Consider the following 15,543-nt stretch of genomic DNA (forward strand, 5'->3'; position numbering starts at 1 on the left):
GGGCTATTTCTGCTCTCGTAACAATTGAGCGGCACGAACGGCAAAGTAAGTCAGGATGCCATCTGCACCGGCACGTTTAAAGGCGGTCAGTGACTCGAGGATCACCGCTTCGCTCAACCAGCCATTCTGGATAGCGGCCATGTGCATGGCGTATTCGCCACTGACCTGATAGACGAAGGTCGGCACCTTGAAGGCATCTTTGACGCGAAAAAGAATGTCCAGGTAGGGCATGCCCGGTTTGACCATGACCATGTCCGCACCTTCGGACAAGTCGGCACCGACTTCGTGCAGCGCCTCGTCACTGTTGGCCGGGTCCATCTGATAAGAAGCCTTGTTCGCCTTGCCGAGGTTCGACGCCGAACCCACGGCATCGCGGAAAGGCCCGTAGTAGGCGCTGGCATACTTGGCCGAGTAGGCCATGATGCGCACGTTGACGTGGCCGGCAATTTCCAGCGCCTCACGAATCGCCTGGATGCGGCCGTCCATCATGTCCGATGGCGCCACCACCTGCGCGCCGGCTTCGGCGTGGGACAACGCCTGACGCACCAGCGCATCGACAGTGATGTCGTTCTGCACGTAGCCGTCTTCATCGAGAATGCCGTCCTGACCGTGGGTGGTGAACGGGTCCAGCGCGACGTCAGTGATCACGCCCAGCTCCGGGAAACGCTCGCGCAGGGCGCGAGTGGCGCGCTGGGCGATGCCTTCGGGATTCCAGGCTTCGGCGGCATCGAGGGATTTCAGCCCAGGCGGGGTGACCGGGAACAGAGCCAGCGCCGGAATGCCCAGCTCGACCCATTTCGCCGCTTCTTCAAGCAGCAGATCAATGCTCAGTCGCTCGACGCCCGGCATCGAGGCCACGGCTTCGCGGCGGTTTTCACCGTCGAGCACGAACACCGGCAGAATCAGATCATCGACCGTCAATACGTTTTCACGCACCAGGCGCCGCGAAAAATCATCACGACGATTGCGGCGCAGACGAGTGGCTGGGAACAGACGATTGGCGGGGGTAAAGCTCACGGCAGACTCCTGAGCCCGGGCAAACGGGCGAGCGTGACAGTTATAGACGGCCATTATGACTAACAGATGACAGTTATGTGTGCTCTGTGACAGGTAGCCGCAATCCATTGTCGATGTAGGAAATGTTCACGTCGAGACACATTTGGACACTTTCATGAATGTGCCCGAAGGGTTAGGCTGCGCGTTCATTTCGCCAGCACCCAGACAATGCTCCAACAATTTCTGCACGACTTTGGCTACTTTGCCTTGTTTCTCGGCACGTTCTTCGAAGGCGAAACCATTCTGGTGCTCGCAGGCTTCCTTGCGTTCCGTGGATACATGGACATCAACCTGGTGGTGGTCGTGGCGTTCTTCGGCAGTTATGCCGGTGATCAGCTGTGGTACTTCCTGGGGCGCAAGCACGGGCGCAAATTGCTTGCGCGCAAACCGCGCTGGCAGATGATGGGCGACCGTGCGCTGGAGCACATCCGCAAACATCCGGACATCTGGGTCCTGAGCTTCCGCTTCGTTTATGGCCTGCGCACGGTGATGCCGGTGGCGATCGGCCTGTCCGGTTATCCACCGGGACGTTACTTGCTGCTCAACGGCATCGGCGCGGCGATCTGGGCCACCGCCCTGGCTGCGGCGGCTTACCACTTCGGCGCAGTGCTGGAAGGCATGCTCGGCAGCATCAAGAAGTACGAGCTGTGGGTGCTCGGCGCATTGCTGATCCTCGGGCTGGGCCTGTGGCTGCGGCGCCGCTTCAAGAATGCGCAACTGGCAAAGAAAATCTATCAGGACGAGCAGCTCGCCAAGGCCGCCGAGGCCGAGCAGTTGCGTCAGGCCGAAGCGACCCCTCCTGCCGGACCGAAAACGCCAGCCGAATAAGCCATTCGCTGGCGGCTGCCACGCGCATTCCAGGCAAATAATGAACACCCCGCCGCCGTTGCGATCCATTGAGAGAGCGCTCTGTTCCCGCGCGCGTCAGCCATGCCCCTATGGCCACGCGCGACGATTTAAGGGACATTGAGCGCCATGAATCTGGAGAGAAGCCCATGAGCAAAAAAGTTGCAGTGATCCTGTCCGGCAGTGGCGTGTACGACGGCGCCGAAATCCAGGAAAGTGTCATCACCCTGCTGCGCCTCGACCAGCGCGGCGCACAGGTGCAGTGCTTCGCGCCAAACATCGCGCAATTGCATGTGATCAACCACCTGACCGGCGAAGAAATGCCGGAATCGCGCAACGTACTGGTGGAATCGGCGCGGATTGCCCGGGGCAACGTCAAGGATATCCGCGACGCCGATGTCGAGGATTTCGACGCACTGATCGTGCCCGGCGGTTTCGGCGCGGCAAAGAACCTGTCGAACTTCGCGATCGAAGGCGCCGGCTGCACCGTGCAACCTGAAGTGCTGGCCTTGGCCGAAGCATTTGCCGAAGCGGGCAAACCGGTCGGGCTGATCTGCATCTCACCGGCACTGGCGGCGAAAATCTATGGCCCAGGCGTGACCTGCACCATCGGCAACGACGCCGACACCGCTGCGGCCATGAACAAAATGGGCGCCACCCACGAAGAGTGCGCCGTGACGGAAATCGTCGAAGACAAGGCGCGCAAACTGGTCACCACCCCGGCTTACATGCTGGCGCAGACCATCAGTGAAGCGGCTTCGGGGATCAACAAACTGGTCGACCGCGTGCTCGAACTGACCCACGAAAACGACGCTTGAAATCAAAAGATCGCAGCCTTCGGCAGCTCCTAAAGGTTTCGTGTCGCGCCGTGATATTGCGGCATACACCGCCCCTGTAGGAGCTGCCGCAGGCTGCGATCTTTTCAGGGCTTGCGGGTGAGCCGGGTGAGAATCCGATCCAGCGCATTGGCAAACGCCTGCTTCTCGCGCTCGCCAAACGGCGCCGGGCCGCCGCTCATCTGGCCCTGCTCCCTGAGATCGGTGAACAGATTCCGCACCGCCAGCCGCTCGCCCATGTTCTGCGCATCGAACTCCTTGCCGCGCGGATCCAGTGCCGCCACGCCCTTCTTGACCAGCCGATCGGCCAGCGGAATATCGCTGCAGATCACCAGCTCGCCCGGCACGGCGTGCTCGACCAGATAATCATCCGCCGCATCCGGCCCGCTCGGCACCACGATCAGTTTGACGATGGCCAGCCCCGGCTTGGTCTGCGGCTGCCCGGCTACCAGCACCACTTCGAACTGGCGCTTGAGGGCGAATTTCACTACAAGATCCTTCGCCGCCCGTGGACAGGCGTCGGCATCAATCCATACACGCATGTTCTTGCCTCCAAAAAATTCGCGAGCAGGCTCGCTCCCACAGGATACATACCGAACCTGTGGGAGCGAGCCTGCTCGCGAATATGAGCGCAGCGAATGCCTTTATGCAGCCGAAACCCGACGCTTCTCCGCCACCCAACTGCGCCCATACAGCACAGCAATCGCCACAATCGCCACCACCTGCGCGGTCAGCGAATAGGCATCGGCATGGATCCCCAGCCAGTCGAATTCGAAGAACGCGACCGGCCGTGTGCCGAAGATCCCGGCTTCCTGCAAGGCCTTCACGCCATGCCCGGCAAACACCACCGACAGCGCGCACAACAGCGCAGCGTTGATGCTAAAGAACAAGGTCAGCGGCAGTTTCGCCGAGCCGCGCAGAATCACCCAGGCCAGGCCGACCAGCAGCACCAGCGCCGTCGCGCCGCCGGCCAGCACGGCGTTGTGCCCGGCTGGACCGGCCTGCAGCCACAGGGTTTCGTAGAACAGGATCACTTCAAACAACTCGCGATAGACCGAGAAGAACGCCAGGATCGCAAAGCCGAAACGTCCACCGCCGCCGACCAGACTGCTTTTGATGTAATCCTGCCAGGCCGCCGCATGACGGCGGTCATGCATCCACACGCCGAGCCACAACACTATGACGCTGGCAAACAGCGCGGTGGCGCCTTCCAGCAACTCACGCTGCGAACCGCTGACGTCGATGACGTACGCCGCCAGTGCCCAGGTACCCAGACCTGCCAGCAGTGCCAGACCCCAGCCAACGTTGACACTGCGTACTGCCGATTGCTGACCGGTATTGCGCAGGAAGGCGAGGATCGCCGCCAGCACCAGAATCGCTTCCAGGCCTTCGCGCAGCAGAATCAGCAGGCCGGAGATGAAGCTCAGCGACCAGCTCAGACCATCGCTGCCCAGCAGGCCGGCGGATTCCTTGAGTTTGGCTTTGGCCGCGTCCAGACGCTGTTCGGCCTGCTCGACCGGCAGACCATCCTGCAATGACTGCCGATACGCCATCAGCGATTTTTCGGTGTCCTTGCGCACGTTGGCATCGACGTTATCCAGCGAGCTTTCGACCAGTTCGAAGCCTTCCAGATACGCCGCCACCGACAGGTCATAGGCCTGATCGTGTTCACCGGCGCGGTAGGCCGCGAGGCTTTTGTCCAGCGTGGCGGCGGTGTAATCGAGCAACTGCGCCGGCCCGCGCTTGACCTGCGGTGGTTGCGCGCGCTGGGCACGGAACGACGCCGCGACCTCTGCGCCCTCCGCCGCCTGCACTTCGGCCGGGGTCTGCCGGGCCAGGTCGGCGATGTTGTAGACCTTGTCGGACTTGGCGGCCGCCGCATCGGCGCTGAAGCCGGCGATGTAGGTGGCCAGATCCCAGCGCTGGCGATCATCGAGCTGATCGGCGAACGCCGGCATGTCGGTGCCTTCGACGCCCTGGCCGAGGGTGCTGTAGATCGCGTACAGACTCAGGTGATCCATGCGCGCAGCGTCGCGCAGGTTGGCTGGCGCAGGGGTCAGACCGACACCGGCCGGGCCGTCGCCAGCACCTGTATCGCCGTGGCACACCGAGCAATTTTGCGCATACAGCGGCGCACCGCGTGTCGGGTCCGGGGTGATGATCGGTGCCTGGCTGACTTCATAAGCCACCGCCAGTTTCGCCCCCAGCTGTCGGGCCTGACGGGCGACATCGGCACCGTCCTGCTTCGCACTGATGGCGGCGTGCAAAAACTCCACGCCCTGTTCCAGCGCGGCTTTTTCCGGTTTGGCTGGCAATGCAGTGATCAAGCCTTGCAGAACCTGGGTGAATTCCAGCTGCTCGCGGTATTCGCCATCGTCGATGACTTTGCCTGCCGCGACCGTCGGCGGGTAATCGGCACTGATGTAATCGAGCAGGTGCAACGCTTGCGGCGCGCCTTCCACGGTATCGGCCAGCAGCGGCAGGCTGCTCAGGGACAATAACGGGAACAGCAGCCAGGCCAGCAATCGGGACGAGGCAGTCATGAACGAATCTCAAATGGAAATGCGAAGTTACATATTGTTCACTTCGAAGACATTTCTCTCAAGCTTTGTCGGCGTTTCGCTTTGATTGGCAGGAAATACCCGGCAGACGGCAGCAGCGTTTGTCGCCGAGTATTGCCGCACTGCCCGCTGCCGATTGACGCTCGATCAAGATCGCAGCCATTTGCCACCATCCACTTTATACTGCCCGCCCCAGAGCATTTGCGCGCAAGGAATCAACCTCAATGCGGAGTCTTCCGTTCGTTTTGCTGCTTTGCGTCGCTGTTCAGTTGAGCGGTTGTGCCGCCTATCGCAACTACGATCTTGAAATGCAGCAGACCACCGAGCAAATGACCCGGGGCAATCTGACCGGGGCTCTGGCACTGGTGGAAATGAACAACCCGTGGGAAGACAAGGATCTGCTGTATTACCTGGAAAAAGGCGCGATCCTCAGCGCTGGCAGTGCCCTGCCCGACAGCCAGGACGCCTGGCGCAATGCCGACCGCATGATCTTCCAGCGCGAGGAAGCCAACCCGTCCGGCGCGATGAAATTACTGGCCCGTTTCGGTGATGAAATGGGCACGATGCTGGTCAACGACAAGCTGCGGCGCTATGAAGGCTACGATTACGAAAAGGTCATGTTGACTACGCAAATGGCCTTGAACCAGCTATCCGTCAATGACTTTGCCGGCGCCCGCGCAGACATCAGGAAAACCCACGAACGCGAAGCATTGATCGCCCGCCAGCGTGAAAAGCAATACGAAGCGGCCGAGGAACAGGCAAAAGCTCAAGGCAAAGTTCTCCATTACAAGGAACTGGAAGGCTACCCGGTCGCCTTGCTTGATGCGCCGCAGGTCGTTGAGCTGAAAAACGGCTATCAGAGTGCGTTCAGCCACTATCTGGCCGGATTCACCTATGAAGCCCTCGGCGAACGCGCCCTCGCGGCGGCCGGTTATCGTCAGGCGATCGAACTGCGGCCGGATATGCCCTTGCTGCAAAAGGCCCTGCGCAATCTCGTCAAACCGCCAGCGAAAGCCGATGAAAGCGATGTGTTGCTGATTATCCAGAGTGGCCTGGCTCCGGCTCGCAGCTCAGTGCAAGTGCCGATCCCGGTTCGTCTGAACGAAACGCTGGTCATCATCGCGCCCATTTCATTCCCGGTGATGGTGCCGGACGCGGTCACGCCCAACTTCAGCCATATCACCGTAGACGGTCGCAAACAGCCGTTGGTAGTGATCAACAGCGTGACCGATATGTCCATGCGCACACTGCGCGACGACATGCCGCAAATCATCTCGCGGGCGATGTTCCGCGCCAACATGGCCGCCATCGGCCAAGCGCAGGAAAACGAGCGCAACCCGGCGAAAGCCTCGTTGATCGTCACTCAGCATGATCCGTTCGAAGAAGCCGACACCCGCACATGGCGAGCGTTGCCGGACAAGACGCTGGTCGCCCGCCTGCGCTTGAAGAAAGGCCTGCATACCTTCCGTTTTGCGCCTGCGTCCATCGACCACCCTTTTGAAATGCGCGTCGACCAGGACCGCCAGATTCTGCACCTGCGGGTATTCCGGGATCAGGTCTATACCGTCGGATCAGCCTTTGTACCGAATAAAAAACCCGCGTCGGATACACCCGCTTCTGCGGAGAAGTGATGGCACCGCATCTGAAAATGCACCCAAAAAGCTATTACATAGCCATCACCCCACGTTTATAATGCCGCGCCCTCGCCCAGCGAGCCGGCATCAAAAGCTCCTCACGCATGAGGAATTGGCAGGAGGCCAGCGCCACCGTCGATAGGTCACACCAGCCCGACCAGCACACGCGGCTGCAAGTTTTGTTACTCAGGGAAGAAGTACCCATGGCATTCCGCGCTCCCATGCTGCTCGCGCTCAGCGCCGTCACGCTGTTGTCCGGCTGCGCAGCGTTTCGCAACTACGATTCCGAACTGGCCCAGACCAATCAGCAACTGGCTTCCGGCAACGTCGACGCCGCGCTGACCCTGCTGGAAAAGAACAACACCGGTACCGACAAAGACCTGCTCTATTACTTCGAGAAAGGCGAACTGCTGCGCGCCAAGGGCGACCTGTCGGGCAGCCAGAACGCCTGGGGCAGTGCCGATCAGGTGGTCGGCCAGTGGGAAGACGCGGTCAAGCTCGACTCGGCCAAGTATCTGGCACAGTTCGGCAGCTTCATCGTCAACGACAAGGTGCGTCGCTACGAAGGCTATGACTACGAGAAAGTCATGCTGACCACGCAGATGGCCTTGAACCTGTTGGCGGTCAACGATTTCGATGGCGCCCGCACTGCGATCAAAAAGACCCACGAACGCGAAGCGGTGATCGCTGACCTGCGCGACAAGGAATACCTCAAGAGCGAAGAACAGGCCGAGAAAGAAGGCATCAAGACCCAGTACAAGGATCTGCAGGGTTATCCGGTGGCCAGCCTCGACGCGCCGGAAGTGGTCGGCCTGAAAAACAGCTACCAGAGTGCGTTCAGCCATTACCTGGCCGGTTTCGTTTACGAAGCCCTGGGCGAGAAGGATCTGGCCGCGCCGGGTTATCGCAAGGCTGCCGAACTGCGCCCGAACACGCCGCTGCTCGAGCAGGCGCTGGTCAATCTCGACAAGCCTTCCAAATCCGATGACAGCGACATTCTCATCGTCGTGCAGAGCGGTCTGGCCCCGGCCCGCGACTCGATTCGCGTACCGCTGCCGCTGCCGATTTCCAACAACGTGGTGATCACCCCGCTGTCGTTCCCGATCATCAAACCGGACACCTCCACCGCGCCTTTTGCGCAGATCGGCGTCGACGGCAAGCAGGTCGACCTGACCGCGCTGAACAGCACCACCGCCATGTCCCGCCGCGCTCTGCGCGATGACATGCCGGGGATCATCGTGCGCACCACCGTGCGCGCGATCACCAAAGGCGTGGCGCAGAAGCAGATCAACGAAACCAATCCGCTGGCCGGTCTCGCTGTGGGTATTTCTTCAGCAGTGCTCGAAGGTGCCGATACCCGTACATGGCGCACCCTGCCGGACAACACCCAAGTGGTGCGTCTACGCCTGAAAAAAGGTGAGCATCAGGTTACCCTGCCGAGCGCCGTGGGCGGCTCGGTGGTCAAGGTCACCGTCGACCAGCGTTACCAAGTGATCAGCCTGCGTGCCGTGGGCAACCAGGTATTCGCTGGCGGCATCGCTGCTCACGTAATGCCGAGCGCTGCCGCGACCAACGTCGCCAGCCTCAAACAACCTTAAGAACGGAGTCTTTGCAATGCGCTTGAAGATCATCGCCGTCGCCGCCCTCGCCTTGCTGGCAGGCTGCGCCACCCCGCCACCGCCGGAGCCGGGCAGCGCCGCGAGCAAAGTCGTGGCCATGGGCCCGCAGAAACACATCGTCGTCGGCGCCATGCGCGTGGCTCGTGAAAACGGCTTCATGACCGTCAACGTGCAGTTGAGCAACACCCTTAACAGCAACAAGATTTTCTACTACCGCTTCGCCTGGCTCGGCGCCGAAGGTTTCCCGGTTGCCGAAGAAGAAGTGTGGAAAAGCCAGATGATGTACGGCGCCCAGACCAGCTTCATTCAGGCCATCGCCCCGACCCCGAAAGCCGTGGATTTCCGTCTGGAAATCAAGACGCCTTAAGCCCGCCACCCTATTTCTGATTGAGAGAGCTTTCTCATGTTTGCACGCTTTTCCTGCATCGCCGTCATCGCCCTGCTCGCCTCCGGTTGCGCCAACACCTCGCCGACCCTGGGCAGCAAGAACATCAGCTACGGCGACACCAAGGCTGTTGAAACCGTGACCAACGAATTCGGTTCGACCGACCTGCAAATGATCGCCGAGTCGATGACCCGCTCGCTGGCCCAGTCCGGCATTCTGCAGGGCCGTCCGGTGGTTCAGGTCTACGATGTGAAGAACAAGACCAGCGAGTACATCGACACCCGCGAAATCACCACCAGCATCAAGACCCAGCTGATGAAGACCGGTGTTGCGCGCTTCGCCAGCGACAACAATGCAATGCAGAGCCAGGTTGACCAGCTCAAGCTGCAAAACCAGAGCGGCCTGTACAAGAAAAGCACCGTGGCCAAGACCGGCAACATGGTTGCCGCCAAGTACCGCATCGAAGGCTCGATCAGCTCGATCGTCAAGCGCAGCAGCGACTACAAGGACGTCTTCTACAAATTCAGCCTGCAGTTGATCGACGTCGAAAGCGGTCTGGCCGAGTGGATGGACGAAAAAGAGATCCGCAAAACCACGGAGCGTTAATCGATGCGCACATGGATTGGCATGATGGCCCTGGCTTGCGCGTTCAGCGCGCAGGCGGCCCCGAAAGTGGCGGTGACGGATCTGGCGTATCAGGAGCGCGTGGAGCAATACATCCACATCGTTTCGGCGCAGAGCAATCACCGCGAGAGTTACTACAGCGCCAGCGGTTCTTCGAGCTACAACGAGATCGAAGCGACCACCAGCTATATCGAACAGGGTGAGTTGCGCAAATTCACCGGCGACATCAAGGGTGAAATCCTGCGTACCGGCATGTTCCAGCTGGTGCAGGGCACGCCGTATACCGCCTCATCCAAAGGCGACGTGTATGACGTGATCAAGCGCATCAAGGCCGGCAACTTCAAAGGCGCCGACTACGTGCTGTTCGGCACCGTGTCCGACATCGATTTCACCCAGGACATCAACGAGCTGGCGCACACCGACAGCTACTCGGCAGTGCTGGGCCTGACGCTGGTGGCGGATTTCAGCCTGATCAACACCAAGACCTACGAGATCACCTCGGCCTTCACTGCGATGGGCGAAGCGCAGGACACCAAACTGGTGAACCATCGCGACATCAAGATCTCGCTGAACCGTCCGCGGGTGGTGCGTGAGGTGTCGAAGGCCTTGGGCGAGGACGTGGCCGGGCAACTGAGCATGCAGCTCGGTGGTGGTGACGGTTATGAGCAGCCGCGTGAAGCGCCGCAGCGCAATAATCTGCCGCGTGATACGGCGCCGGTGATTTTACGCTGAGCCGATCTGAGGACTTTTGTGGCGAAGGGCTCTGTGGCGAGGGGATTTATCCCCGTTGGGTCGCGAAGCGGCCCTCGCTATTGATTCAAGACGATTGGGACTGCTGCGCAGTCCAACGGGGATAAATCCCCTCGCCACAAAAGCTCGCTTGCCCCGATGTCTCGGTAGAAATGAAAAAGGCGACCTCTTGAGGTCGCCTTTTTTCTGTCCGAGCGGTTTACGCCGCCGCTTTGCGCAACGTCGCCATGAACGCCGCCGCGCCAATGAACAATCCGGCAAAGGTGCGGTTCATGCGTTTCTGCTGCTTGGGCGTGCGCAACAGACGCAGCACCTTCGACGCCAGTCCGGTGTAGCCGGCCATGACAATCAGGTCGACGAAAACCATGGTCACGCCGATCACCACATACTGAATCAGCAGCGGCGCATGGGGATTGATGAACTGCGGCAACACCGCGAGCATGAACACCAACGCCTTGGGGTTGCTGATGTTCACCAGAAAGCCGCGAAACACCAGGGCCAGCGGCTTGCCGATCGGTCGCACTGCGGCGTCATCACTCATGTCCATGGGCAGCGCCCGCCATTGCTTGATCGCCAGGTAGACCAGATAGGCGACACCGAACCATTTGATCGCATGGAACGCCGTGGCCGAAGCGGTGAGCACAGCGCCAACACCCGCGCCGACAATCGCGATCTGCACCGCCAGACCGATCTGCAGGCCCAGTGCGTTCCAGTAGCCGCGCCAGAATCCGTACTGCAGACCGCTGGACATCGACGCGATGGCGCCCGCGCCCGGGGACAGGCTGATCACCCAGCAGGCGGCAAAGAATGCCAGCCATGTTTGAAGCTCCATCGCACACCTCGGCTGATGCTTGTGACAAATGCCTAAGCTAATGCGGCTTCGTGTGGATGACTACCGATTTCTTGCTGAATGTTGCAGGTGCGGCTGACGGCCCCTTCGCGAGCAGGCTCGCTCCCACAGGGACGCGCATTGCAAATGTGGGAGCGAAAGCGTCCGAACAGACAACGCAGAGATCTACTTCTCGAACCCGCTCGACGGCAACACATCGGTCCCGCGCCAACGCCGCACCGATCGCTGGAAGAACAGGCTGTTCGGCACCTGCACCATGGCGCTGCCGGTGCCGAGTTCTTCGGTCTCGACCAGCGTGGTGTAGAGCAGATTGATTGCGATCACCCGGCCTTTGACGCCAGGCTTGTCGGTGGTGTCGACCAGCTCGACCACGTCGCCGAGGCGGAACGGCCCGACGGTGAAGATCAGAATGGCGCAGAGCAAATTCGACAGCACACTCCACATGGCGAAGAACGCCACCGCCGCCACCGCGACAAATCCCGACAGCGCCGTCCACAGCACCGTGGCCGAAACGCCGAGGCGCTCGAGCACGAAGATCAGCGCGCTGCCCATGATCAGCCAGCGCAACACGCCACGTAGCGGCATCAGCAACTGCGGTGGGAACGGATAGCGCTCACCGAGCCGAGTGAGGCCTTTGGCAACGAAACGCTGGGTCAGGTAACCGGCCAGCAGAATCAGCAGAATCTGCGCGGTGAACCAGATCGGCTCGACCCACACCGCCGCAAAGGGCAGCTTGAAGGCTTCCATCAGGACAACGCCTCCAGCTCCGCCTGCATGCTTTCCAGGGTTTCCAGCGCTTCCATCCAGGCTTCTTCCAGCTCGGCTTCACGCACCTTCAATTTGGCCTGTTCGGCGAGCAGATCACGCAATTCATTTTTGCGTGCCGGCTCGTAGATATCGCTGTCACCCAGGCTGGCATCGACCTTGGCCAGTTTCTCGTGAAGCTTGCCCAGTTCGGCTTCGAGCTTGTCGGCCTCGCGCTTGTGCGGCGCCAGTTGCTGACGCAACGCTGCCGCTGCTTGGCGTTGCGCTTTCTTGTCGGTCTTGTCCGGGTTGACCGGCGTGTTGCTGACCGGCGCATTGCGCTGACGGTATTCCACCAGCCAGCGTGCGTAGTCTTCGAGATCGCCATCGAACTCTTCGACCTTGCCGTCGGCAACCAGATAGAAGTTGTCGGTGGTGCTCTTGAGCAAGTGCCGATCGTGAGAAACCACCAGCACCGCACCGCTGAATTCCTGCAGGGCCATGGTCAGCGCCAGACGCATTTCCAGGTCGAGGTGGTTGGTCGGTTCGTCGAGCAGCAACAGGTTCGGCCGCTCCCAGGCGATCAGCGCGAGAGCCAGACGGGCCTTCTCGCCACCGGAGAAATTCAGCACCGGCTCATCGATGCGTGCGCCCCGGAAGTCGAAGCCGCCGAGGAAGTCACGCAGGGTCTGCTCGCGCTCACCCGGCGCCAGACGCTGCAAATGCAGCAACGGGCTGGCCTTGGAATCCAGCGAGTCGAGCTGATGCTGAGCGAAGTAGCCGACCACGGTGTTTTCGCCACGGGTCAGGCGCCCGGCCAGCGGTTCGAGCTCGCCGGCGAGGTTCTTGATCAGCGTCGATTTACCCGCACCGTTCGGCCCAAGCAGACCGATCCGCGCACCCGGGGTCAGTTGCAGCTTGACCTTCTCGAGGATGGTCTTGTCGCCGTAGCCCAAGCGTGCATCGGACAGGTCGATCAGCGGACTGGAGATCTTGGTCGACTCGCGGAAAACAAAGTCGAACGGCGAATCGACGTGGGCCGCCGACAATTCTTCCATGCGCTCCAGCGCCTTGATCCGGCTCTGCGCCTGACGGGCCTTGGTCGCTTGCGCCTTGAAGCGGGCGATGTAGCTTTCCATGTGCGCACGCTGCGCCTGCTGCTTCTCGTAGGCCTGTTGCTGCTGGGCCAGACGCTCGGCGCGGGCGCGTTCGAAGGCGGTGTAGCCGCCGCGGTAGAGGGTCAGTTTGCGCTGATCGACATGGGCGACGTGATCGACCACTTCGTCGAGGAAATCCCGGTCGTGGGAAATCAGCAGCAAGGTGCCCGGATAACTCTTCAGCCACTCTTCGAGCCAGATGATCGCGTCGAGATCCAAGTGGTTGGTCGGTTCATCGAGCAGCAGCAGATCCGACGGGCACATCAGTGCCTGCGCCAGATTCAGACGCATCCGCCAGCCACCGGAGAAATCGCCTACCTGACGATCCATCTGCTCATTGGTGAAACCAAGACCGGCGAGCAGCTTGCGCGCCCGCGCATCGGCGGTGTAGCCGTCGGCGCTGTCGAGTTCGGCGTGCAGGCGCGCCAGTGCGGTGCCGTCATGGGCCTCCTCGGCGGCGGCAAGCTCGCGTTGCACCTCGCGCAGACGCAGGTCGCCATCGAGCACATAATCGACCGCCAGGCGTTCGAGCGTGTCGACCTCCTGGCGCATGTGCGCGATGCGCCAGTCGGCCGGCAGCAGGCAGTCGCCCGAATCCGGGTGCAACTCGCCGCGCAGCAGGGCGAACAGGCTGGATTTGCCGGCACCGTTGGCGCCGATGAGGCCGGCTTTGTGGCCGGCGTGCAGGGTCAGCTCGGCGTCTTCTAGCAGACGTTGCGGGCCACGCTGTAAAGTCAGGTTCTGAAGTCGGATCATAATGGCGGCGGAGTCTACCAGCTTCGCTCACAACTGGCGCGAGTAGCACGATGTCCTCTGACCTGTGGAGCTTTGCCCTTGATGTCTACGCCCGGCCGGGCGTGGAAGATGCCTGCCTGCAATTGCAAACGGCGGGCGCCAATGTCTGCCTGCTGCTCTGCGGTTTGTGGCTGGAGCAGCGCGCGGTGACCTGCGATGAACCGCGCGTACGTCTGCTCAAGGCCTTGACCGCGCCGTGGGATATCGAAGTGGTGCAGCCGCTGCGAACCCTGCGCCTGCAATGGAAAGCGCGGGCCGTCGACGATGCGGTGGTGGCCGGCATGCGCGAGCAGATTAAATCACTGGAGCTTGAAGCTGAACGCACCTTGCTGTCACGGCTCGAAGGTGTGGCGCAGGAGTGGACGCGCAACGATGCAGGTTCGGTGACCTGGCTGGAAGACCTGGCCGGCAATGCCGCCAGCCTGAACCGCGACGCGCTGCAAGTGCTGCGCGTCGCGGCAACCGGCACTTAGGAAGCGCTGGTCGGGGTGCTGCTGACGTTCGACGAAGCGGCTGGCGCTGGCGCAGTCGAAGGGGTCGAGTGAGTGGCGGACGACGGTGCCGACGCAGCTGGAGCAGCCGGGGTAACGGCAGCGGCAGGCTTGGCTGCTGGAGCGGCAGCCGGTTTGGTCGCGGCTGGCTTGGCAGCTGCAGGCTTTTTCACCGCTGGTTTTGCGGCTGGCTTGGCGGCCGGTTTTGCAGCAGCGGTCGCAGGCTTGGCAGCAGCGGGTTTCGCAGCTGGCTTGGCGGCCGGTTTCGCAGCGGTTTTTGCCGCAGGTTTTGCTGCCGATGTTGCGGCTGGTTTGGCAGCCGGTTTTACCGCCACTTTCGCAGCAGGTTTGGCGGCGGCCGGCTTGGCCGCAGTCTTGGCAGCAGGCTTAGCTGCGGCGGTCTTCGCAGCAGGTTTCGCTGCTGCTTTGGCAGCAGGTTTGGCGGCTGCGGTTTTCGCCGGTGCAGCTTTGCTCGCGGCCGGTTTTGCAGCGGCTTTGGCAGGGGTGGCTTTCACTGCTGGCTTGGCTGCAGCAGGTTTGGCTGCGGTGGTTTTAGCCGCCGGTTTTGCCGCGCTCGCCGCCGGCTTCTTCGCTGCAGTTTTCGCCGCTGGTTTGGCAGCCGCTTTCACTGGCGCCTTGGCCGCTGGTTTGGCGGCGGTTTTCGCAACAGCAGATTTCGCCGCAGCGGTCTTCGCCGGGGCTTTGCTTGCAGCAGGCTTGGCAGCAACTTTCTTCGCTGGTGCTGCTGCCGGTTTGGCCGAACGCGACGACAGAACCTTGCCCACTGCTTCCTGAACGCGGCCGACACCCTGGGCCAGTTTCAGGCTTTCCTGAGCATCGCGCTTGAGTTGCAGAATGTAGCTGCGGGTTTCGGACTGACGATCTTTCAAAGCGTCCAGCAGGTCTTCGAGTTCTTTCACGGAAGACTTGGCTTTGTTCTGAGCCTTGGCTCTGCCGGCAGTGGCGGCGTCCTGCAACTTGGTGCGCGATTTGTGCAGTTTTTCCTGCGCCTTGCCACGCTGTTTTTCCAGCTTGGCGAGCAGTTTTTCAGCATCAGCCAAGGCTTGCGAGCAAGCGTTTTCCAAATGCTCGAGCAGGCTGCCCGACAATTGTTGGAGTAAGTGCAACGGAGTATTTACAGGCTTCTTGGTGGCCGACATGGTTTACCTCCTGGCTGACGTGAGTGCGGCTCATA

The 15,543-nt window shown here is 61.2% G+C and carries 15 protein-coding genes; 8 read left to right on the forward strand and 7 right to left on the reverse strand.

The annotated features are described in order from the left end of the window. Positions 1-3: 3 nt before the first annotated feature. Positions 4-1,017, reverse strand: a complete 1,014-nt coding sequence (gene hemB / locus ACZ9BE_RS23360; protein ID WP_460142484.1) for a porphobilinogen synthase — start codon at positions 1,015-1,017, stop codon at positions 4-6. A gap of 207 nt (positions 1,018-1,224) precedes the next feature. Between hemB and ACZ9BE_RS23365 the strand changes: the two genes are divergently transcribed. Beyond that, positions 1,225-1,884 (forward strand): DedA family protein, encoded by a 660-nt coding sequence (locus tag ACZ9BE_RS23365; protein WP_056791681.1) that lies wholly within the window; start codon positions 1,225-1,227, stop codon positions 1,882-1,884. 167 nt (positions 1,885-2,051) lie between these two features. Beyond that, entirely contained in the window at positions 2,052-2,720 is a 669-nt protein-coding gene (gene elbB / locus ACZ9BE_RS23370) for an isoprenoid biosynthesis glyoxalase ElbB (protein ID WP_016772616.1), read from the forward strand. 104 nt (positions 2,721-2,824) lie between these two features. On the opposite strand, the gene ACZ9BE_RS23375 is transcribed toward elbB, so the two are convergent. Both ACZ9BE_RS23375 and ACZ9BE_RS23380 read right to left on the reverse strand, forming a co-directional pair. Continuing rightward, on the reverse strand, positions 2,825-3,280 hold the full coding sequence (locus tag ACZ9BE_RS23375; protein WP_041476910.1) for a YaiI/YqxD family protein: 456 nt from the start codon (positions 3,278-3,280) through the stop codon (positions 2,825-2,827). Positions 3,281-3,382: 102 nt separating this feature from the next. After that, on the reverse strand, positions 3,383-5,281 hold the full coding sequence (locus ACZ9BE_RS23380) for an FTR1 family protein (RefSeq protein ID WP_476249987.1): 1,899 nt from the start codon (positions 5,279-5,281) through the stop codon (positions 3,383-3,385). 242 nt (positions 5,282-5,523) lie between these two features. Here ACZ9BE_RS23380 and ACZ9BE_RS23385 point away from each other — a divergent pair, with 242 nt between their 5' ends. The 5 genes from ACZ9BE_RS23385 (at position 5,524) to ACZ9BE_RS23405 (ending at position 10,293) form a co-directional block, all read left to right on the forward strand. Beyond that, positions 5,524-6,930, forward strand: a complete 1,407-nt coding sequence (locus ACZ9BE_RS23385) for a COG3014 family protein (RefSeq protein ID WP_476249988.1) — start codon at positions 5,524-5,526, stop codon at positions 6,928-6,930. A gap of 206 nt (positions 6,931-7,136) precedes the next feature. After that, on the forward strand, positions 7,137-8,531 hold the full coding sequence (locus ACZ9BE_RS23390) for a COG3014 family protein (protein WP_056791673.1): 1,395 nt from the start codon (positions 7,137-7,139) through the stop codon (positions 8,529-8,531). A gap of 16 nt (positions 8,532-8,547) precedes the next feature. Continuing rightward, positions 8,548-8,919: a YcfL family putative periplasmic lipoprotein gene (locus ACZ9BE_RS23395; RefSeq protein WP_016772611.1), complete on the forward strand. Its 372-nt coding sequence runs from the start codon at positions 8,548-8,550 to the stop codon at positions 8,917-8,919. Between the two features lie 36 nt (positions 8,920-8,955). After that, positions 8,956-9,543: a penicillin-binding protein activator LpoB gene (lpoB, locus tag ACZ9BE_RS23400; protein ID WP_016772610.1), complete on the forward strand. Its 588-nt coding sequence runs from the start codon at positions 8,956-8,958 to the stop codon at positions 9,541-9,543. A gap of 3 nt (positions 9,544-9,546) precedes the next feature. Further along, the gene (locus ACZ9BE_RS23405; protein WP_016772609.1) at positions 9,547-10,293 is read left to right on the forward strand and encodes a hypothetical protein; all 747 of its coding nucleotides are present in this window, start codon (positions 9,547-9,549) and stop codon (positions 10,291-10,293) included. Positions 10,294-10,510: 217 nt separating this feature from the next. Here ACZ9BE_RS23405 and rhtB read toward each other — a convergent pair whose 3' ends face one another. The 3 genes from rhtB to ACZ9BE_RS23420 all read right to left on the reverse strand — a co-directional run bounded on the left by rhtB (position 10,511) and on the right by ACZ9BE_RS23420 (position 13,818). Continuing rightward, positions 10,511-11,143 carry a homoserine/homoserine lactone efflux protein gene (gene rhtB / locus ACZ9BE_RS23410; RefSeq protein WP_024014759.1) on the reverse strand — a complete coding sequence of 211 codons (633 nt, stop codon included), beginning with the start codon at positions 11,141-11,143 and terminating at the stop codon, positions 10,511-10,513. Between the two features lie 183 nt (positions 11,144-11,326). Further along, on the reverse strand, positions 11,327-11,908 hold the full coding sequence (locus tag ACZ9BE_RS23415) for a mechanosensitive ion channel domain-containing protein (RefSeq protein WP_476249989.1): 582 nt from the start codon (positions 11,906-11,908) through the stop codon (positions 11,327-11,329). Then, positions 11,908-13,818 carry an ATP-binding cassette domain-containing protein gene (locus tag ACZ9BE_RS23420; RefSeq protein ID WP_016772606.1) on the reverse strand — a complete coding sequence of 637 codons (1,911 nt, stop codon included), beginning with the start codon at positions 13,816-13,818 and terminating at the stop codon, positions 11,908-11,910. The genes ACZ9BE_RS23415 and ACZ9BE_RS23420 overlap by 1 nt, the downstream gene beginning before the upstream one ends. 50 nt (positions 13,819-13,868) lie before the next feature. Here ACZ9BE_RS23420 and ACZ9BE_RS23425 point away from each other — a divergent pair, with 50 nt between their 5' ends. Further along, positions 13,869-14,330 carry a TIGR02444 family protein gene (locus ACZ9BE_RS23425; protein ID WP_110644483.1) on the forward strand — a complete coding sequence of 154 codons (462 nt, stop codon included), beginning with the start codon at positions 13,869-13,871 and terminating at the stop codon, positions 14,328-14,330. Here ACZ9BE_RS23425 and ACZ9BE_RS23430 read toward each other — a convergent pair. After that, positions 14,327-15,508, reverse strand: coding sequence for an AlgP family protein (locus ACZ9BE_RS23430; protein ID WP_476249990.1), 1,182 nt, complete (start codon positions 15,506-15,508; stop codon positions 14,327-14,329). The genes ACZ9BE_RS23425 and ACZ9BE_RS23430 overlap by 4 nt on opposite strands. Between the last annotated feature and the right edge of the window lie 35 nt (positions 15,509-15,543).

Source organism: Pseudomonas sp. TE9122 (assembly GCF_056278925.1).